Source organism: Serratia sp. TSO36 (assembly GCF_057808395.1).
In genome coordinates, this window is record NZ_JBJZOU010000016.1 from 49576 (window position 1) to 70443 (window position 20868).

The window sequence follows — 20868 nt, forward strand, 5'->3', positions numbered from 1 at the left end:
TATTATTTAAGATATGAATTAACTATTAGCACCGGCAACATTATTGTCAAGATGGGCGCATCAGCAATGCGCGCCCGGTAAAATAAAATGAGACAGGCGGCGAAAAAGTTTAACCCATGAAACTTTTCGCGCTTATTTTCCCCGCCCGTCCGGCTGAATTTGCGGCAATGCGCTGAGCCGTTCAAACGCATAATCCCAAAAGGCGCGCACCTTCAGCGGCATGCGCTGCGCCTGCTGCGCCACCAGCTGTACCGGCATCGGCAACGGTTCATGGTCCGCCAGCAGCCGTACCAGCGTGCCGGCGGCCAGATCGTCCGCTACCTGATACGAGAGCAGCCGGGCGATGCCCTTGCCGGCGCGCACCGCCAGCAGCTGCGCCTCCACGTCGTTGAGCAACAGCCGGGGAGCCAAGCGCACGCGCTCGCCGTTTTCCTGCGGGCCGAAGCGCCATTCGCGCAGCGACGGCCGCTGGGTGCCAACGATGGTGGCGTGCTCCGCCAGCTGCGCCGGCGAGCGCGGCTCGCCGCAGCGCGCCAGGTAAGCCGGGCTGGCGACCGTCACCCGGCTGACCTGCCCCAGCCGCCGCGCCACGCGGGAAGAGTCCTGCAGATGACCGATGCGCACCGCGATATCCAATCCTTCGTCGATCAGATCGAGATTGCGATCGTTCAACACCATTTCGATCTGCATCTGCGGATAGTCATCGAGAAACGCCATCACCACTGGCGCCACGTAGCGGCGGCCGAACTGCACCGGCGAGGTGACGCGCAGCAAGCCGCTCAGCTGCGCTTCGGCGGTATCCTGCACCACCGCCTGATAATCCTGCAGCAGCTGTTGCGCGCGCTCCAGCAGCCGCACGCCCGCCTCGGTAGGCGCCAGCCGCCGGGTGGTGCGTTCCACCAGTCGGGTGCCGAACCGCTGTTCCAGCGCGGCGATCGCCCGGGTGATCGCTGGCGCCGAGCGCCGCAGTTTGCGCCCGGCCGCCGCCAGACTGCCCTGCTGCACCACCGCCACGAAGATGGCCAACTCGTCTAACCGATCCATAGACTCTTCCGAAAAATGAAATTATCAATTTCCACATTGCCGGATTCCGTTCATTCGCCGCAAGAGTATGCTGAAAAAAAACAGTGAGGAGAAACGCCATGTCCACCATCACCCTCTACGGCACCCCGCTTTCCGGCCACGTTCACCGCGTGGCGTTGCTGCTGCGCATGCTGGCGCTGCCCTATGAATGGGTAGAAGCCTCGGCGGAAGTACGCCAGAGCGCGGCCTTTCGCCGGCTCAACCCGTTCGGCCAGATCCCGGTCTTGCAGGACGGCGATCTGACGCTGGCCGACAGCAACGCCATTCTGGTCTATCTGGTGAAGCGCTATGCGCCGAACAGCCACTGGCTGCCGGAACAGCCGGCGGCGGCGGCGCGAGTGCAGGCCTGGCTTTCCAAAGCCGCCGGTGAAGTGCGCTACGGCCCGGCCTCCTGCCGGCTGATCGCCCAGTTCGCGGTGCCGGAGGATTATCAGGCGGCGCGGGCAATCAGCGATCGTTTTCTGCCGCAGATGGAGCAGCACCTGAGCGAGCGCGGCTATCTGGCCGGCGAACAGGCGACCATCGCCGATCTGGCCTGCTACAGCTATGTGGCGGTCGCGGCCGAAGGCGGCATTTCGCTGGCGCCTTACCCCGCCATACGCCGCTGGGTGGCGAGCATCGCGGCGCTTCCCGGCTTCTTCGCCATGCCGGCTCTGCCGGAACCGGCGGCGAGCTGACGCCATGATCCCGCAACGGTTCCACCCCGATGAGCTGCGCGCGCAAACGCTGGCCGGTTTCGATCGCGTGGGCGGCGGCATCTACCCCGCGATGCCGGATCAGCACCGCGCGTTTTTCGCCGCACTGCCCTACCTGTTCGTCGCCACGCTGGACGAACAGGGCTGGCCCATCGCCACCCTGTTCAGCGGCCCGCCCGGGTTTTTACGCACGCCGGACGACACGCACCTGCGCATCAGCGCGCCGCGCCGTAGCGACGATCCCGCCCAGGCGCTGTTGCTGCCCGGCAAACCGGTCGGCGCGCTCGGGCTCGATTTCAGCAACCGGCGGCGCAACCGCGCCAACGGCACCGTCGGCCGCACCGACAAAAACCGGGTGGAGATCGTCGTTCACCAAAGCTTCGGCAACTGCCCGCAGTACATTCAGCGCCGCGAACTCTACCCGGTGAAGAGCCGGCCACAGCCGGTTGAGCATTTAGCTTCGCTCGATGCGGCGGCGCAGGCGCTGATCCGCACCGCGGACACCAGCTTCGTCGCCAGCGGCGCGCACCTGGAACTGGCGCAGGGCGGCGTCGATATTTCCCATCGCGGCGGCCGCCCCGGCTTTATCCATCTGGCAGGCGACACGCTGTGGATGCCGGACTTTCGCGGCAACCGCTATATGAATACGCTGGGCAACCTGCTGGCCGAACCGCGGGCGGCGCTGCTGTTCATCGATTTTGAGCGCGGCGACGTGCTGCATCTGCAGGGAAAAACGCAGATCCTCTGGCAGGCGGAAGGACATCCCGGCGTTGAAGGGGCGGAACGCTATTGGCGGTTTGACGTTCACCGCGCCTGGCGTTTTGCGGCGGCGCTGCCGTGGCGGGGACGCGATCTGGAATATTCGCCGGCAACGCTGGCGACCGGGGTGTGGCACCGCTGAAATGAAAAGCCCCGCTGCGGCGGGGCTGAATCGGAAGATTACAGGCTGTGTTCGGCCGCCGATGCGGCCTGATAAAGCTGACGAAAATAACTCAACCGCGCAAAGAACAGGCGGCTTTGCTGTTCCGACATATTGCCGGCCACCTGCCCGGCGTCAATCTGCCGCCCTTGCCATTCCATCAGGGCGATGCTCGACGCCAAAAAATCCATTTCGCTGCCGTAGGCCGCGAGATGTCTGTCCACTGATTTCATCATTCGCACACTCCTTTTAATCACATCGAAAAGGGTCATATGCCTGCTCTTTCAGTATCGGCCCGGCGGCGGATATTTTTTGTACAGAAGGTGCGCATGAAGAAAACGCTCATCTTGTCGCCGCTGCGGCAAACGGCGGCGGCAAAGTTTGCTAGGGTAAAGGGTAGCCGTATGGGATAGACCATTCTGTTGAACTCAGCAAAGGAAGAGACCAATGAGCACCAGCATTAGCGCTACCCTCAAGGATCCCACGCTGTTCCGCGAGGCCAATTACATCGACGGGCAATGGTTGCCGGCCCAAGCAGGCCGTTCGATCGCCATTCATAATCCCGCCAACGGCGAGCTGGTCGGCCACGTGCCGGCCTTCGGCGCCGAAGAAACCGCGCGCGCCATCGCCGCCGCCAAGAAGGCGCTGCCCGCCTGGCGTGCGCTGACCGCCAAAGAACGCGCCGGCAAACTGCGGCGGCTGTTTGAACTGATGATGGAAAATCAGGACGATCTGGCACGCATCATGACGGCGGAACAGGGTAAACCGCTGGCCGAAAGCCGCGGTGAGATCGCCTATGCCGCCTCCTTTATCGAATGGTTCGCCGAGGAAGGCAAGCGGGTCTACGGCGACACCATTCCGCAGCCGCAGGCCGGTCGCCGCATTATCGTGCAGAAAGAGCCGATCGGCGTGTTCGCCGCCATCACCCCGTGGAACTTCCCGGCGGCGATGATCACCCGCAAAGCCGGCCCCGGCTGGGCGGCGGGCTGTACCGGAGTGATCCGCCCCGCCAGCCAGACGCCGTTCTCGGCGCTGGCGATCGCCGTGCTGGCGGAGCGCGCCGGGCTGCCCGCCGGGGTGTGCAACGTGATCACCGGCCCCAGCAAGGGCATCGGCGGCGAACTCACCGCCAACCCGGATGTGCGTAAACTCTCCTTCACCGGCAGCACCGAAGTCGGCGCGCAGCTGCTGGCCCAGTGCGCGCCCACCATCAAGAAAACCAGCATGGAGCTGGGCGGCAACGCGCCGTTTATCGTGTTCGACGACGCCGATCTGGACGCCGCCGTGGCCGGCGCGGTCGCCTCGAAATACCGCAACGCCGGCCAGACCTGCGTCTGCACCAATCGTTTTCTGGTGCAGGACGGCGTATACGACGCCTTCGCTGCCAAACTGAAAGCCGCCGTCGCCAAGCTGAAAGTCGGTAACGGGCTGGATGAGGGCGTCACCATCGGCCCGCTGATTAACCCGGATGCGGTGGAGAAAGTGCGCGAGCATATCGCCGACGCCGTCGAGCACGGCGCATCGGTGCTGCTGGGCGGCAAGCCTGACGCGCTGGGCGGCAATTTCTTCACCCCGACCATCCTGACCGACGTGCCGCGCACGGCGAAAATCTTCCGCGAGGAGACGTTCGGCCCGGTGGCGCCCCTGATCCGCTTCAACCACGAGGCCGACGCCGTCGAACTGGCCAACGACACGCCGTTCGGCCTGGCCGCTTACTTCTACAGCCGCGACATCGGCCGGGTGATGCGCGTGGCCGAAGCGCTGGAGTACGGCATCGTCGGCATCAACGAAGGGCTGATCTCCACCGAGGTGGCGCCGTTCGGCGGCATGAAGCACTCAGGTTTGGGCCGCGAAGGCTCAAAATACGGCATCGAAGACTATCTCGAAATCAAATACCTGTGCCTTGGCGGTTTGGGCGCCTGATGCGATGGGCTCCCGCGCCTGCGGGGGCCCTGCCTGGCGGTTTTGGAGAGTCTTTGCTACCTTTAGGCCTCTCGTTCAAACGGTTAAAAGGAATTTCCGCTATGCACCCCCTCTCGATGCAGTTGCCCGGCTTTTACGTCGCCGGCCAGACAATCAGAACCACCAATCAGGACGAAACCCGGCCCGAAACGGCTAAAATTTCTGCGCTGTGGTCAGACTTTTTCGTCACCTCGCCCACCATGCCGGTCTACGGGGTCTACTCCAACTACGCCTCCGACGCCGGCGGGCCGTTTGACGTCACCGCCGGCAGTGCGGCAGAGAGCGGTTTGTACATCGAACCCGGCCGCTATCTGGTGTTCCAGGCCCGGGGCGCGATGCCGGCGGCGGTCATCGAAGGCTGGCAAGCCATCTGGGCCTACTTCGAGCAACACCCGGAAATCGAACGCCGCTTCCTGACTGACTTCGAAGCCTATACCGGCCCCGACGCGGTCGATATCCATATCGGCTGCCGCTAACGTAACAGTGAGATCGACGATGACCACCTTCTCCCCCGCCATTCCGATCCTGCGCATCTTTTCGGTCGACAAGGCCAAAGAGTTTTATCTGGATTTTCTCGGTTTCACGCTGGCGTGGGAGCATCGTTTCAGCGAGGATCTGCCGCTGTACATGCAGGTGAGCCGCGCCGGATTGACGCTGCACCTGAGCGAACACTACGGGGACGGCACGCCCGGCGCCGCCCTTTTCATCCCGGTGCACGATATCGACGCGCTGCACCGGGAGCTCACGGCCAAAAACTACCGCTATGCCCGGCCGGGGGTGGAGGTTGTCGACTGGGGCAAGGAGCTGAATCTCACCGATCCGTTCGGCAACCGCCTGAGGTTTTGCGAGCAGAGCCACGAAGCCTGAGCGGCCTTATTGGCGGTACTCCGCCTCGCTGACCGGCTCCAGCCAGGTCACCGGGCTGCCGTCCACCGCTTCGGCGATGGCGATATGGGTCATGGCGGTGTCCGGCGTCGCGCCGTGCCAGTGTTTGACGCCTGCCGGGATCCAGACGATATCGCCGGGGTGCATTTCCTGCGTGGTCTCGCCCCACATCTGGATCCAACCGCGCCCCTGAGTGACGATCAGCGTCTGGCCGAGCGGATGCGTATGCCAGGCCGTGCGGGCGCCGGGTTCGAAGGTGACGGTCGCGCCGCCCACCCTGGCCGGCGCGTCACCGGCGAACGGCGCGTCGATGCGTACCTGCCCGGTAAAATAATCTGCTGAACCGCGCTGTGATGGGATCGAACCGCTGCGTTGTATTTTCATCTTTCGTGTCCTCCGCGCCGGCTCTCACCGCCGGCGCTGATCGTCATGAATGAGTGATGCCAAGATAGCGCCATGCTTTTCCGGCGACTAGCGGGTAAAATGCGCAAGGAGCTATGAGCTAAATTCATAAATCTGCGCGACAGTGCGCTCACCTTCCTCTTCGGTGCCGATATGTTGAAAGAAAACTTTAACGATCTGATCGCTTTCCTGATGGTGGCCAGGGAGCGCAGCTTCACCAAAGCGGCGGCGCAGCTTGGGGTTTCCCAATCGGCGCTCAGCCACGCTATTCGCGGGCTGGAAGAACGCCTGGCGCTGCGCTTGCTCACCCGCACCACCCGCAGCGTCGCCCCCACCGAGGCCGGTGAACGGCTGCTCAACAGCATCGGCCCGCGCTTTGCGGAGATTGAAAGCGAGCTGAACGCGCTGGGTGAAATGCGCGATCGGCCCGCCGGCAACATCCGCATCACCGCCGGCGAACACGCGGTGGATGCGGTGCTGTGGCCGGTGTTGCGCACTTTTCTCGTCGATTACCCGGATATCAACGTGGAAATCACCGTCGATAACAGCCTGACCGACATCGTCGCCGGGCGTTTCGACGCCGGCATCCGGCTGGGAGAACAGGTGGCGAAGGACATGGTGGCGGTGCGCATCGGGCCGGACATGCGCATGGTGCCCGTCGCCTCCCCTGACTATTTCGCCCGTTACGGCCTCCCTGCCACGCCGCAAGCGCTGCAAAACCATCGCTGCATCAACATGCGCCTGCCCACCCTCGGCGGGCTGTACGCCTGGGAATTTGCCCGCGATGGCCGGGAGATCAAAGTGCGGGTGGAGGGGCAACTGACCTTCAACAGCCTGCGCCAGCGGATCGACGCCGCGCAGCTCGGCCTGGGCATCGCCTTTGTGCCGGAAGATACCGTCGCCGAGCCGCTGGCCGACGGCCGGCTGCAGATGGCGCTGGACGACTGGTGCCCGCCGTTTCCCGGCTATTACCTCTATTATCCGAGCCGCAGGCAGCACACCACCGCCTTTGCGCTGCTGATTGAGGCGCTGCGGCGCGGGGCTTAACGCCCGACGTTTTTCTGCAGATGCGCCGGGTAGCGATCGCCGATCACGTCGATAGCGGAAAGCGCGCGCTCAATCTCGCCCAGTTCGTCCGCTGCCAATGTGACCTTCGCCGCCGTGAGGTTTTCTTGCAGACGATGGCGCTTGGTGGTTCCCGGAATCGGCACGATCCACGGCTGCTGCGCCAGCAGCCAGGCCAGAGCGATCTGCGCCAGCGTCGCGCCCTTGCGCTGCGCTATCTGCCCCAGCACATCCACCAGCGCCTGGTTGGCTCGTCGCGCCTCGGCGCTGAAGCGTGGCACCTGGTTGCGAAAATCGCCGCTGTCGAAGGTGGTGTCCTCGGTGATGGCGCCGGTGAGAAAGCCCTTGCCGAGCGGGCTGAACGGCACCAGACCGATGCCCAGTTCAGCCAGCGTCGGCAAGATTTCACGCTCCGGCTCACGCCACCACAGCGAATATTCGCTTTGCAGCGCCGTGACCGGCTGCACTGCGTGAGCACGCCGAATGGTTTGCGCTCCGGCTTCCGACAGGCCAAAGTACTTCACTTTCCCTTCGCGAATCAGTTGCTGCACCGTACCGGCCACCTCCTCGATAGGCACCTCGGGATCGACGCGATGTTGATACAGCAGATCGATGGCCTCTACCCGCAGGCGCTTCAGCGAACCCTCCACCGCCCGGCGAATATGCTCCGGACGGCTGTTCAACACCTGTTGCCCCGCCGGCTGCGACAGATCGAAACCAAACTTGGTGGCGATAACGACCCGATCGCGCACCGGCGCCAGCGCTTCGCCCAACAATTCCTCGTTGGTGAACGGACCATAAATCTCGGCGGTATCGAAGAACGTCACGCCTTCGTCGACCGCGGCACGGATCAGCTCGATCGCCTGTCGTTTGTCGGTGGCCGGGCCGTAGCCAAAACTCAGCCCCATGCAGCCCAACCCCAACGCCGAGACTTCCAGCCCTTCGCGCCCCAATTTGCGTGTTTGCATCTTCACTCTCCCGCTGATTGATACCGGCGCCACCTGACGCGGCGCCGCTCCGGTGTGATGACTGTAAAACACGGTTGGCACCATGACTATGGGGCGAAATACGCTTGGGCTTATGAGCCAGGCTCATGAATCAAACGTCATCGTTGAGCGCTTGGCCGATCGCCTCTTCACACAGCAGGATGTTATGGTGATGACAAGCCAGCGGGATGACCCTCAGCCGCTCACAGACCGCGCCTAGCCCATTATCCGCCACCGCCAGCAGCGGCGCCGTAACCGCCTCCGGCAACTGCGGGTTCCTCTCCGTCGCCTTAAACAGCGTCACCTTGGTGGTCTGCAGCCTGCGGCTCAGCCGCCCTTCTGACAGCCGCCGCTCCGCCTGCCCCGCGGCCATGGCGCGTGTCGCCGCCTCGCCTTCGATGCCCAGCACCGGCAGCAGCTGATCCAAGGGCAACTCCGCCGTAGCCTGCCGGTAGAAGCTGTCCAGCAGATACAGTTGCACGTTACGGCAGCCACGCGCCTCCAGGCGGGCGGCAATCTCCAACGCGATAATGCCCCCCAGCGACCAACCGAGAATGCGCACCGGCCCGGCGCCTTGCAGCAGACCGGCGGCGATCATCTCGTTCAGATACCGTTCGGCCAGATCGCCGAGCGAGTCGATGGCGGGTTGATGGTAAAGGTTATGGTTATCGACGCCATAGCAGTTGAATCGCCACTGCAGCGGCTGGGCGAAAGCGTGGAATGCCTCCGCCCCTACCAGCGCCGGATGGATCATCCATACGACGGGCGCGCCCTCTGCCCAGCGGTTAAGCGGCAAGACCAGGCGGCGTTCGTTGGCGGCCAACAGGTTTTTCAGCGTGCGACTTTGCAACAGCTGCACCACCGGCACCGGCGCGGCCATCAATTCGCCCATGCCGACACACAGGGAAATGGCCTTGATCGAGGTGCCGCCCAGCAGGAAGAAATCGTCCGTCATGCCGACCTGCCCGCACTGCAGCGCCGCCTGCCACAGCGCACACAGCTGCTGTTCCAGCTCGTTCGCGGGAGCGACATAAACCTGCGGTTCGCTCGCAGCAGGCGCAGGCAACGCCTTGCGATCCAGCTTGCCGCTGGAGTTGTGCGGTAACGCTTCCAGCCGCATCAGCGCCGCAGGCAGCATGTACAACGGCAATTGCCCGCTCATAAAGGCCAACAGCGCCGATTCATCCAGCGGCGCCTCGCTGACGTAATACAGCGCCAGGCGCTGCCGATGCGCCTCCGACAGCACGACGGCGCAACAGGATTTGATCGCGCCGAACGCCAGCGCACATTGCTCGACCTCGCCCAGTTCAACGCGGTAGCCGTTGATTTTCACCTGAAAATCCATACGGCCGAGGAACTCCAGGTTGCCGTCCGGCAAATAGCGGCCGGCGTCGCCAGTGCGATAAAGCCGCTCCCCCAGCTCCGGATGGTAGATGAATTTCTCTTCGGTCAGCGACGGATTGCGGTAATAACCGCGCGCCACGCCGATCCCACCGATGTATTGCTCCCCCGGCAAGCAGGGCGGCAGCACGCGCAGATGACGATCCAGCACGTAAAAACGCTGATGGGCCATCGCCTGACCGTAAGGCACGCTGGGCGCCAGGATCGGCGTCTCCGGGATGTCGTACAGGATCGACCAAATGGAGCTCTCGGTCGCGCCCCCGGCGCTGACGACTCGGCACCCCGGCCGCCATTGACGAATGCGCGCCGGCAGTTGGCGGGAGATCACCTCGCCCACCAGCACCACGTTGCGCAGCTGCGGCCACTGCGCCTGCGACGCGGCGGATTCCAACTGCTCTACCAACAGCGTCATCACCGAAGGCGCGGAGTTCCAGAAGGTCACGCCCTGAGTCATCAACAGCCGATGCCAGGCCTCAGGCTGATAGCGTTCGGTTTCGGACGGCATCACGATAGCGCCGCCCACCGACAGCAGGCCGAAAATATCGAACACCGAAATGTCGAAACTCAGCGCGCTGAGCGCCAACCCGCGATCGTCCGCGCCGAGTTCCAGCTGGCGCAAGGTATCGATGATGCTGTTCACCGCGCCGCGATGTTCTATCGCCACCCCTTTCGGCGCGCCGGTAGAGCCGGAGGTGAAAATGACATAGGCCAGCGCGGAAGGCGCCGGCAAGACAGGCTCTCCCGGCGCCGCCGGCGGTAACGCCGTGACGGCCCCCTGCGGATCGATGGTCAACAGCCTGGCCTCGCCGCTGGTCGCCCACTCCCGGCTGCTGAGGATAATTCGGGTCTGCGACTGCGCGACGATATCCAGGCGGCGGCGTTCCGGCCAGGCGCCGTCCAGCGGCAAATAAGCCTTGCCGGCCATCAGAATCGCCAGCACCGCAATGATTTGCGCCCGCCCTTTGTCCACCATCACCGCGATGGTATCGGCGCGCATGTCCGCGTGCTGACGCAGCTGCAGCGACAGCGTCAGCGCGCGCCGATACAGCTCACCGTAGCTCAGTTCGCCCCATTCATCGACGAGCGCCAGCCGTTGCGGATGGCGCTCGGCCTGACGGATGAAATCATGATGGATGGCGCGCTCAAAATCGTAGGCCGGCGGACAGGATTGATGGAAGGCGCGTTGCCGCGCCATTTCACTCTCCGAGACCAGCGCCAACTGGCTGACGCGCTGCTCCCCGTGATTGACGATCTGCGTGAGGATGGTCAGATAATACTCGCCCAACAGCGCCAGCGTGGCCGGTGCGAACAATGCGGTGGCATAGTTGAAGATCGCCCTGCCGCCCTGCGGCGCCGGCTGTATGCTCAGCGTCAAATCGAATTTGGCCGCCTGGTAGTGCGCCAGCAGATCCTGCGGCGCCAGCCAGGCCGGCGCATCCCCCTCTTCCTCCAGCGCGAACAGCGCCTGGAACAGCGGATGGCGCGACAGATCGCGCGGCACCTGCAGCAGCTCGATCAGTTGATCCAACGGCAAATTCTGATGCCGTTGCGCCTGCAGCACGCCGTCAAAGACCCGGTTTACATAGTCGTTCAGCGACGCCGCATCGTCGATCTGCGAACGCAGCGGCAGCGTGTTGACGAAGAACCCGATCGCCGAGCGGGTCTCCGCCACCGGCCGGTTGGCGACCGGCGTGCCGACCAGAATATCTTGCTGGCCGCTGAAGTAACCGAGCAGCAGGTTAAAGGCCGCGAGATACAGCGCAAACGGCGTGACGCCCTGGCGCCGGGCGAACTGCGTCGCCTGCATCGTCAGGGTCTCCGGCAGCGCGATGACGTGGTTGGCGCCGCGATGATCGAAGCGGGCCGGCCGCACGAAATCGAGCGGCATTTCCAGCGCCTGCCATCCATCCAGCGCTTGTCGCCAATACGCCTTCGCCTCATCCGCCTGAGCGGATTCCAGCCAGCGCCGCTGCCAGACGGCATAGTCGCCATAGTGCAACGGCAACGCCGCCAGCCCGGCCTCTTGCCCTTGCCGCTGCGCCTGATACAGCACGTCCAGCTCCTGCAACAGCACCGGCTGCGACCAGCCGTCAAACACCAGGTGATGCACCAGAATCAGGCTGTAAGTCACCCACCCGCCATCCGGCTGCGCCACCCGGTAAACGGCTGCCCGGATCGGCAATTCCGCCCCCAGCGCGAACGGCCGGTCGATATCCTGCCGCAGCCTGTCCGGCCAGTGCGCCGCCGCCAGCGTCACGCGCTCCAGCGAAAGCGTCAGTTCACAGGCACGGGCGACGGCGCTTTGGGATGGCATCTGGACAATCAGGCTGTGCAAGACCTGATGCCGGGCGACCACCGCCTGCAAACTGCGCTCGTAAGCCGCCAGGCACACCCCGTCGCCGAGACGGAACAGCATTGGCACGTGGTAGAGATTGCCGCCGCCGTTCAAATTCTCGATAAACCACAGCTGCAGCTGTGAAGAAGAGAGCGGATACTCGCGCTGCCGCAGCGGTGGGATCGACACCGGCGCGGCGCCCTGCTCCTGTTGCGGCAACGCGCGACACAGCGAGCGGATCGTCGGGAAGCGCCCCAGCTCGCTCAGTGTGACCTCGCGCGCCAGCCGCCGGCCGATCTGATAGCAGGCCTGGATAGCCAGAAGAGAGTTGCCCCCCAGCGAGAAGAAATTGTCCTCCACGCCGATATCCTGCCGCTGCAGCAGATCGCGCCACACCGCCAGACAAGCGTTCTCCCATTCGCTCTGCGCCGCGACGAACTCACGCGCCGCCCTTTCCGGCTGCGGCAACGCCTGTCGCGCTATCTTGCCGTTTTCGGTCAGCGGCAGCTGCGCCAGCTGCATCAGCGCCTGCGGCACCATGTAAGGAGGCAGTTGGCGGCTCAAATGCTGAGCCAGCGCCTGAGGGGCGATCGCCTCATCGGCAACGTAATACGCGGCCAGGCAGGGCTGCGGTTGCGTGACGAGCACGCAGCAACAGGCGGTCACGCCCGGATAGGCGAGCGCGGCATGTTCTATCTCCCCCAGTTCGATGCGATAGCCGTTCAGTTTGATCTGCTGATCGAGGCGCCCCATAAACTCCACGTTGCCATCCTCCAGCCATCGGCCCGCATCGCCGGTGCGATACACCCGCTCCTGCAGCTCGTCATGCCAGAAGAAACTCTCGGCGGTGCGTTGCGGATCGCCGTAATACCCGCGCGCCAGGCCTTCCCCCGCCAGATAGATTTCGCCTCGGACACCCGGCGCGGCGGGCCGCCGCCCGGCATCCAAGATATAGCAACGCTGGTGCGGCAACGGTTTGCCGTAAGGAATGCTGACCGACCGAATTTTCTGACCGCGCGGCACCTCGTACAGCATGGTGAAGATCGCCGCCTCCGTAGCGCCGCCGGCGCTGCAAAAACGGCCGTGCGGCGCCCAGGCCAGGCAGCGTTCCGGCAGCGAGGTGGCGATCCAGTCGCCCCCCACCATCACCGCCCGCAGCGCTGGTGCCGGCCCGGCCGTCAACCCCGCGCCGTTTACATAATCCAGCAACAGCTCCATCAGCGCCGGTGCGCTCAGCCATTGCGTCACCCGATGGGTCATCATCAGCTGATACCAGGCCTGCGGATTGGTCCGATCCCGCTCGGCCGGCATTACGACCGCGCCGCCGGCGCTCAACGGGCTGAAAATGTCGAAGATCGCCAGATCGAAGCTCAACGCGCTGAGGGCCAGGCTGCGATCCCGCTCGTTGAGGCCGAAATACCGCCGCACGCCCTCCAGCATATTCACCGCGCTGCGATGTTCGATCGCCACGCCTTTCGGTGTACCGGTCGATCCCGAGGTGAAAATGATATAGGCCAGGCTGTCGGGCCCGGCGTCCAGCGCCGGCAGGCGCTGTTCCGGCAGCGGCAGCTGCGCCGCCAGCCCTGCGGCATTCAGTTCGATCAGATTGATCTCGTCGCAGGCCCAGGGCGCATCGCTGAGCAGCGTATTGATGCCGGCCTGCGCCATCACGTTCAGCCGGCGCTGCGGCGGCCATGCCGCCTCCATCGGCAAAAACGCCTTGCCGCACATCAGCGCCGCCAGCAGGGCTACCGGTTGCCGGCGCCCCTTGTCGGCGATGACGGCGATGGCGTCACCGGTCATCCGCCCTTGCACGCGCAGCTGAGTGGCAAGCGTCAGCGCCGCCGCGTGCAGCTCGCCGTAAGTCATCTCGCCCTGCTCGTCGACAACCGCCACGGCCTGCGGATTGCGCCGCGCATGCTGCACGAAGTCCTGTTGCAGGCTGCGTTCAAACGCATAGCCGAAGGCGGGCGACGCCGGCAGCGCCTGACTCTGCGGTTGCAGACGGATATTTTCCAGCGGCCAGTCGTCGTGGTGCGCCATCTGCTGCAACACGGCGAGATAGTAGCCGGCCAACCGATCCATCGACGCTTTGCTGAACAGCGCCGAAGCGAAGTTGAAGCGCGCGCGCATCTGCTCCCCCTGCGGCGTCAGCGTGAGCGTAAGATCAAACTTGGCGGTGCGTTCATAAGCGCTCAGATCGACCACCGACAGCCAGTCCGGGCGCGCCAGTGCGCCGCCTTCGTTCTCCAGCGCGAACATGACCTGGAACAGCGGATGGCGCGAAAAATCGCGCGGCAGCGCCAGGTCGTCCACCAGCGCTTCCAGCGACAGCGTCTGATGCTGCTGCGCCTGCAGCGTCGTGGCCGCGACCTGCCGCACAAACTCCACGACGCGATGGCGCGGGTCAATCTGCCGGCGCAAAGGCAGCGTATTGACGAAGAACCCGATCAGATTCTCCAGTTCAGGGCGGCTGCGGTTGGCCAACGGCGTGCCGACCATGACATCGTTCTGGCCGCTGTAGCGGGACAGCAGCAACATGAACCCCGCCAGCATCACCGCATGCAGCGTCACCCCCTCTCTGCGCGCCAGCGCATCCAGCGCCTTCACCAGCGCCGCCGGCAACGGCACTTCGCTGTTGTCGCCGCGCTCGTCGAAGACCGCCGGCCGCAAAAAGTCCAACGGCAGCGAGAGTTGCTGGCAACCTGCCAGCGCTTGCCGCCAAAAGGCCAATTCTTCCGCCCGGCGCTGCACATTTTCCGGCGCTTGTTGCCAGCGCGCATAGTCGAGGTATTGCAACGCCGGCTCTGTCGCCTCACGCCACGTGCCGCGATAGCGCGCGTCCAGCTCCTGCAGCAGCACCTCAAGCGACCAGCCGTCAAAGACGATGTGATGGAACACCAACAGGCAAACGGTCGTTTCCCGCTCCGCCGCATCGCGGTAACGGTAGCGCGTGGCGCGCAGCGGCAGCTCGCGCGTCAAATCCATCGGCTGGCTGCAGGCTTGCGTCAGCGCGGCGTCAAATTCATCGGCGCTCAGCGCCAGCACAGGCACCGGCAGCGCGGTGTCGCTAACCCACTGGCTGGCTTCGCCCCGATCATTCTGGCGAATCAGGCTGCGCAAGATCTGGTGGCGCTCGACGATCGCCTGCAGGCACTGCGCAAAACGTTCGTCATCGATATCCGGCGACAGCCGCAGCAGCACCGGCGACAGATAATGCGTGGCGTTCACCGACAGTTGCTGAACAAACCACAGCCGCGACTGCTGAAGCGACAGCGGCGCCTCCCGCAGCCCGCCGGGGAGGATCGGCAGCTCGTCCGGCGGCGCCTGACGCTGGGCAGCGATGTGCTCGCTCAGCGCGGCCACCGTCGGGTGCTGATTCAACGTTAGCACCGAGATCTTCGCCCCCGGCAGTTTATTCACTTCGTGGCACAGCCTGATCGCCATCATGGAGTTGCCGCCGAGGCGGAAGAAGTTGTCATCCACGCCGACATCGCCCCCCAGCAGCCGATTGAACAGTGCCGACAGGCGAATCTCCAGCGGCGAACACGGCCGGCGAAACGCCGTTTGCGGCTCGATCGGCAACGGTTCCGGCAATGCCCGGTAATCGACCTTGCGGCTCACCGTCAGCGGCAGCGCCGCCAGCGCCCGCATCGCCGAGGGCAACATGTAGTGCGGCAGCTGCGCCGCCAGCCGTTGCAAGATGTCGCCGGCCTCCGGCTCCGCGCCAGGTTGCGGCACATACCAGGCCGCCAGCTGGTCCGTAGTGCCGGGACGCAGGCTCACCACCGCCTCGGCCACCCCAGGCAGCGCGCGCAGCTGCATTTCTATCTCGCCCAATTCGATGCGATAGCCGTTGATCTTGATTTGCTGATCGTGCCGTCCGAGGTACTCCAGACTGCCGTCGGCCAAGCGCCGCACTCTGTCGCCGGTGCGGTACAGGCGCCGGTACGGTTCACGCAGTTCAAAAGGATTGGCGGTGAACGCGGCCTCCGTCAACGTCGGCAGGTTCAGGTATCCGCGCGCCAGGCCGACACCGGCCAGGCACAGCTCGCCTTCCGCCCCCAGCGGCAGCAAGTTATCGTGCTCGTCAACCACATAGCAACGCATGTTGGCGATGGCGTGGCCGATATTGCGCGCGCCGTTGCGGCGATAAATATTCAGGCTGGCGCTGACCGAAGCTTCGGTCGGGCCATACATGTTGGCGACCTGCATGCCGCGGGCCAGGTAATGGTCGAGCGCTTCCTGCGCGCTCGCCTCGCCGCCGGTCGCGAGATAGCGCACCGAAGCCGGCAATTCAGGGAAGGTGCCAAGCAGCGCCGGCGGCAGGAAGCAGGCCTCGATGCACCAGGCCGCCATCTGTTCGCACAACAACGCCGGATCTCGTCGCTGCGCTTCGCTCGCGATGAACAGCCGGTGGCCGTTGCCCAGGGCCATGAACACCTCAAAGACGTGCGCGTCAAACGCCAGCGAGGCGAACTGCAGGCAGTTGAGCGCATCCGGCTCATTGCGCAACAAACGCTGCGTATGGCCAAGCACCATGTTGGCCGCGCCCCGGTGTTCACACAGCGTGCCCTTCGGCCGCCCGCTGGTGCCGGAGGTGTAAATCACGTAGGCCAACTGCCGGGCGTCCACACGCGGCAAGCTCGCGGCGTCCGCGTCGGCGAGCGGTTCATCCGCCGACAGGCAAAGATCGCCCGGCGCCAATCGCTGCGCCGCGGCCTGCAACGCGCTTTCAGTCAGGACGATCGGGCTGTTCACCTCTTGCAGGATATAATCCAGCCGCTGCGCCGGCGCGGCGGGATCCAGCGGCACATAGGCGCCGCCCGCCTTCATGATGGCCAGCATCGCCACCACCGCCTCCGCGCTGCGCTGCAGATACAGCGGGATCAGCGTCTCCGGCGGCATGGCCACGCCGCGGAGCCGTTGATACTCCGCCCGCAGCCGCAGCGCCAAACGATCGCTGCGCTGCGCCAGCTGGCGGTAGCTGAGCGATCCTTTGGCGTCGGTCACGGCGATGCGTTCCGGGTGACGGCGCGCCTGGCGGGCCAAGCCGTCGAGCAGCGTCGCTTCCGCGTCGGCCGTTGCAGGCCCGCTCTCCCAGGCGTCGCGGCAGCGCAAAACCTGTTGCGCCGTCAGCTGCGGCCAAGCGGCAATCGGCGCATCCGGTTCGGTTAATGCGCGCTGCAATAGCCAGAGATACTGCTCCGCCATCTCCGCCATCTGGGTCGCGTCGAACAGATCGGGGCGGTAGCGCAGGCGAAACTCAAAGGCCTGCTCGCTGGGCTGATACTCCAGCAGCAGTTCCGAACCGGCCAGATCGACATTGAACCGGTGATTGACGCCAATGCGACACCCCTGGAGCGCCAGCGGCGCATCTTTCAGGTAAGCCTGGGTAAAGTTGACGTTCAGCTGACGCACCGGACTGAGGCTCAGCATGTCATAAACCGGTAATTGGCTGTGCCGCAGCTTGCCAGCCACCTTGAGCGCTTTGCTGTAGGCCAGCGTCGCGCGGTACAGCTGATTGAACGTGGCTCCCGGGGCGAGGGTCAAGGGAAACACCGCAGTGTTGACCTGTGCGCCGAAGAACAGCGCCTCGCCGCCCTCCGGCGCGATGGGATAACCGATATGCACCGTTTCCTGCGCAGATTGTCGGGCGATCAGCAGCGCCCACAGCGTTTTGAAGATCAGGAAAGGATTGGCATACCTGACGCCGGATTTCAGCGCTTGCCACTCAGCGAACGGCAACGCAAAGCGCACTTCGCCGGCGCCGGGCGCTTCGGCCGCTGCGCCGGGGAGATAAGGCAACGCCACGCGCGGGGCGCATTCGGCCAGCATGTCGCCCCAGAATGACGCGGAACCGAACTCGTGTTTCAACGCCGCGATATCCGCCTCATAGCGCCGGTACAATGTGCTGATGTCCGTTTCATCCGCCTGCGGCGGCGTCACCGCCGTGCCGCGATTGTAATAGGCAGAAACGGCGCTGTAGAACTCCTGTCCGGACAGGCCGTCGATCAGGATGTGATGAACGACAATGATCAGGTTATAGCGCTGCGGAGCCAGCTCAATCAGGTAGAAGCGGCACAGCGGGCCTTCCCGGAGATCGAACGGCGCATTGATTAACTTACCGACATCGCAATCGGCATCGAGCGTTTCCAGCGCAATTTTTTTCGCCGACCTTACCCAGCGTAATTGCGAGGCGCTGTCATCCAGAACGTGGTGAAACAGAATATAGTCACGGCAAACCCCGTCGATCGCCGCGCGCAGTCGGCCGACGTCCAATTCTCCCTCAATCGTCTGATCCAGCACCAGGTTGTACTCGCAGGAGTGTGGATTGAGCATGTACTCATTCCAAAATGTGTGGGTATAGGGTGAAGCGATGAGCGCGTCCATAAATCAATTCCCTTTTAATATATTCCGTAAATATATAAATAGATACTTATGCATGACATAAATACCGTAAGCGTTATACGATTGAGCTGTTAACTGAAAACCTAAAAAACATAAGAGGGAATATTATTTTATTTTTATAAAAAATAAAGCCACAAAAATACAAATAAATAAATATGATAAAAATCAATCATATATAATATGTTTTTATTTTCCACTAATGAATTAACCACATTGCATTCATTAATAAAATAAATGAGATAAACAAATTAAAAAAACGAATAGGATTATGTTTAATATAAGCCTGGGTAATTTAAAAACGCCCGGCACATCGCTATTGAATAGAGAATTTTCTTAATTGAAAACACGCCTCTTTCGGCTGCGCTATTCCAAAGCATACGATATCGGAATATCCTATACTCTTTGCAGGATGCAGTTTCCTTCCCCTTGAATGCCGGTACAGGGAGTCAAAAATGGCTATTTTCGCCCCCTTGCGGGCAACTCTTTCAGCATTATTGGCAGAATTATCTGATGAATAAAAAACGTCCCGCCTTGACCCCGGCAACCCTGTTATTGCTGCAGCCGATCTGTATCGGCTCGGCCCTGGCGGCGGAGCAAAAAGACAGCGACACCCTGGTGGTGATGGCGCAACCCACCGGATTGACGGAGCTGGGGTCGCCGGTCTCCGTCAGCGTGATCGACGGCGAAGACCTGCGCAACGCCGCGCCGCAGATTAACCTGTCGGAAAACCTCGGCAGCGTGCCGGGCCTGCAGATCCAAAACCGGCAAAACTATGCGCAGGATCTGCAGCTGTCGATACGCGGGTTCGGTAGCCGCTCGATGTTCGGCGTGCGCGGGGTGCGCATGTACGTCGACGGCATTCCCGCCACCATGCCCGACGGCCAGGGGCAAACCTCCAATATCGACATCAATTCCGTCGAACGCATCGAGGTGCTGCGCGGCCCCTATTCCGCGCTGTACGGCAACGCCTCGGGCGGGGTCATCAATGTTGACACCATTACCGGCACCCAGCCGCCGACGCTGGAAGCCGGCGGCTATTTCGGCAGCGACAACACCTGGCGCTACGGGGTGAAAGCGACCGGCGCCACCGGCGACGGCACCCAGGCCGGCGACGTCAACTACGCCATCTCCGGCACCCGCTTTACCACCCAGGGATACCGCGATCACAGCGCCGCGCGGAAAAACCTCGGCAACGGCAAGCTCGGCGTGCGGCTGGACGACGTCAGCACCCTGACGCTGATGTTCAACAGCGTCTCGATTGACGCCGGCGATCCGGGCGGCCTGACCGAAGCGGAATGGAAGGAAAACCCGCGCCAGGCGCCGCGCGCGGATCAATACAACACCCGCAAATCGCTCGACCAGACCCAGGCCGGCCTGCGCTATCAACGCCAGATGAGCGAACGCGACGAACTGACCCTGACCGCCTACCACGGCGAGCGCCACACCACGCAGTACCAATCGATCCCGATGGGGCCGCAGCTCAACCCCACCCACGCCGGCGGGGTGATCGTGCTGGAAAGAAAATATCAGGGCATTGACACTCGCTGGAAGCATGAGGATACTCTCGCATCGTTACCGGTAACACTGATCGGCGGTCTGGATTATGAAACCATGACCGAACGCCGGCAGGGGTTCGAAAACTTTATTCTGCGAGACGGCACAGTGGACTACGGCGAGAAAGGCGACCAGCGGCGCAACGAGAAGAACCGCATCTGGAACCTGGATCCTTACCTGCAAACCTCCTGGCAACTGACGCCGCACTGGACTCTGGATGCCGGCCTGCGCTACAGCACGGTCAGCTTCGACTCGACCGACTATTACATCACGCCGCGCAACGGCGACGACAGCGGCAGCAAGCGCTACCACCAGTGGCTGCCGATGGGCTCGCTCAACTACAAGATCAATCCGGCGTGGAACCTTTATCTCTCCGCCGGCCGCGGCTTTGAAACCCCCACCATCAACGAGCTCTCATACCGCCCCGACGGCCAGGCGGGCCTCAACATCGGCCTGCAGCCGTCTACCAGCGACACCGTCGAGCTGGGCAGCAAGCTGCGCCTCGGCAACGGCCTGGTGAGCGCCGCCCTGTTCCAGACCGAGACCGACAACGAACTGGTGGTGGCGGAAAGCAGCGGCGGGCGCACCAGCTATGCCAACGCCGGTAAAACCCGGCGGCGCGGCCTCGAGCTGGCGCTGGATCAGGAGTTTGCGTTGGACTGGCGCCTGAATATGGCCTGGACGCTGCTGGACGCCACCTACCGCAGCGATATGTGCGGTAAATCCGGCTGTACCCCCGCCGGCAATCGCCTGCCGGGCATCGCGCGCAATATGGGCTACGCCTCGCTGGCCTGGGCGCCGCCGGAAGGCTGGCACGCCGGCGCGGAGCTGCGCTACATGAGCGACATTCAGGCCAACGACGCCAACAGCGCGCAGGCGCCCTCTTACACCGTGGCCGGCGTAAACGCCGGTTATCGCTTTACCTGGAACCGCTGGGCGCTGGACGTCTTCAGCCGGGTAGACAATGTGTTCGATCGCCGTTACGTCGGTTCGGTGATCGTCAACGAAGGCAACGGCCGCTATTTCGAGCCGGCGCCGGGTCGCAACTGGGGTGGCGGCGCCACCTTGTCTTACCGCTTTGAATAAGGCAAAGCACCTTAAGGTTAAAAAACGGGATGGGTTTTACGTCACCCTAGCGGCTTCCCGCTGAAATATTAGGGATAAACCGCG

At 63.4% G+C, this 20868-nt stretch carries 12 protein-coding genes; 7 read left to right on the forward strand and 5 right to left on the reverse strand.

Annotated features, from left to right (window positions below; all coding sequences use genetic code 11):
- Positions 1-132: 132 nt before the first annotated feature.
- Positions 133-1044, reverse strand: a complete 912-nt coding sequence (locus ACK3CV_RS16100; RefSeq protein ID WP_033647869.1) for a LysR family transcriptional regulator — start codon at positions 1042-1044, stop codon at positions 133-135.
- A gap of 98 nt (positions 1045-1142) precedes the next feature.
- Here ACK3CV_RS16100 and ACK3CV_RS16105 point away from each other — a divergent pair, with 98 nt between their 5' ends.
- Together ACK3CV_RS16105 and ACK3CV_RS16110 are read left to right on the forward strand one after the other, a co-directional pair.
- Positions 1143-1760 (forward strand): glutathione S-transferase family protein, encoded by a 618-nt coding sequence (locus tag ACK3CV_RS16105; RefSeq protein WP_033647870.1) that lies wholly within the window; start codon positions 1143-1145, stop codon positions 1758-1760.
- 4 nt (positions 1761-1764) lie between these two features.
- Positions 1765-2679: a pyridoxamine 5'-phosphate oxidase family protein gene (locus ACK3CV_RS16110; protein WP_164140895.1), complete on the forward strand. Its 915-nt coding sequence runs from the start codon at positions 1765-1767 to the stop codon at positions 2677-2679.
- Between the two features lie 38 nt (positions 2680-2717).
- Here the strand turns inward: ACK3CV_RS16110 and ACK3CV_RS16115 are convergent, their stop codons facing one another.
- Positions 2718-2933, reverse strand: coding sequence for a glycogen synthase (locus tag ACK3CV_RS16115; protein WP_033635117.1), 216 nt, complete (start codon positions 2931-2933; stop codon positions 2718-2720).
- Positions 2934-3144: 211 nt separating this feature from the next.
- Between ACK3CV_RS16115 and gabD the strand changes: the two genes are divergently transcribed.
- The 3 genes from gabD to ACK3CV_RS16130 all read left to right on the forward strand — a co-directional run bounded on the left by gabD (position 3145) and on the right by ACK3CV_RS16130 (position 5526).
- Positions 3145-4620: an NADP-dependent succinate-semialdehyde dehydrogenase gene (gene gabD, locus ACK3CV_RS16120; RefSeq protein WP_039565356.1), complete on the forward strand. Its 1476-nt coding sequence runs from the start codon at positions 3145-3147 to the stop codon at positions 4618-4620.
- A gap of 101 nt (positions 4621-4721) precedes the next feature.
- Positions 4722-5135 carry a GyrI-like domain-containing protein gene (locus ACK3CV_RS16125; protein ID WP_164037673.1) on the forward strand — a complete coding sequence of 138 codons (414 nt, stop codon included), beginning with the start codon at positions 4722-4724 and terminating at the stop codon, positions 5133-5135.
- 19 nt (positions 5136-5154) lie between these two features.
- A complete protein-coding gene (locus ACK3CV_RS16130; protein WP_033647874.1) occupies positions 5155-5526 on the forward strand; it encodes a glyoxalase superfamily protein in 372 nt (123 codons plus the stop codon).
- A gap of 6 nt (positions 5527-5532) precedes the next feature.
- Here the strand turns inward: ACK3CV_RS16130 and ACK3CV_RS16135 are convergent, their stop codons facing one another.
- Positions 5533-5928, reverse strand: coding sequence for a (R)-mandelonitrile lyase (locus ACK3CV_RS16135; protein WP_049234670.1), 396 nt, complete (start codon positions 5926-5928; stop codon positions 5533-5535).
- A gap of 171 nt (positions 5929-6099) precedes the next feature.
- On the opposite strand from ACK3CV_RS16135, the gene ACK3CV_RS16140 reads away from it, so the two are divergent.
- On the forward strand, positions 6100-6993 hold the full coding sequence (locus ACK3CV_RS16140) for a LysR family transcriptional regulator (protein ID WP_033653563.1): 894 nt from the start codon (positions 6100-6102) through the stop codon (positions 6991-6993).
- On the opposite strand, the gene ACK3CV_RS16145 is transcribed toward ACK3CV_RS16140, so the two are convergent.
- Both ACK3CV_RS16145 and ACK3CV_RS16150 read right to left on the reverse strand, forming a co-directional pair.
- Positions 6990-7979: an aldo/keto reductase gene (locus ACK3CV_RS16145; RefSeq protein ID WP_164140896.1), complete on the reverse strand. Its 990-nt coding sequence runs from the start codon at positions 7977-7979 to the stop codon at positions 6990-6992. The two genes, ACK3CV_RS16140 and ACK3CV_RS16145, sit on opposite strands and share 4 nt — an antisense overlap.
- 130 nt (positions 7980-8109) lie before the next feature.
- Positions 8110-18126, reverse strand: coding sequence for a non-ribosomal peptide synthetase (locus ACK3CV_RS16150; RefSeq protein ID WP_164140898.1), 10017 nt, complete (start codon positions 18124-18126; stop codon positions 8110-8112).
- Positions 18127-18654: 528 nt separating this feature from the next.
- Here ACK3CV_RS16150 and pqqU point away from each other — a divergent pair.
- Positions 18655-20784 carry a TonB-dependent receptor PqqU gene (pqqU, locus tag ACK3CV_RS16155; protein ID WP_060430535.1) on the forward strand — a complete coding sequence of 710 codons (2130 nt, stop codon included), beginning with the start codon at positions 18655-18657 and terminating at the stop codon, positions 20782-20784.
- The last annotated feature ends 84 nt before the right edge of the window (positions 20785-20868 follow it).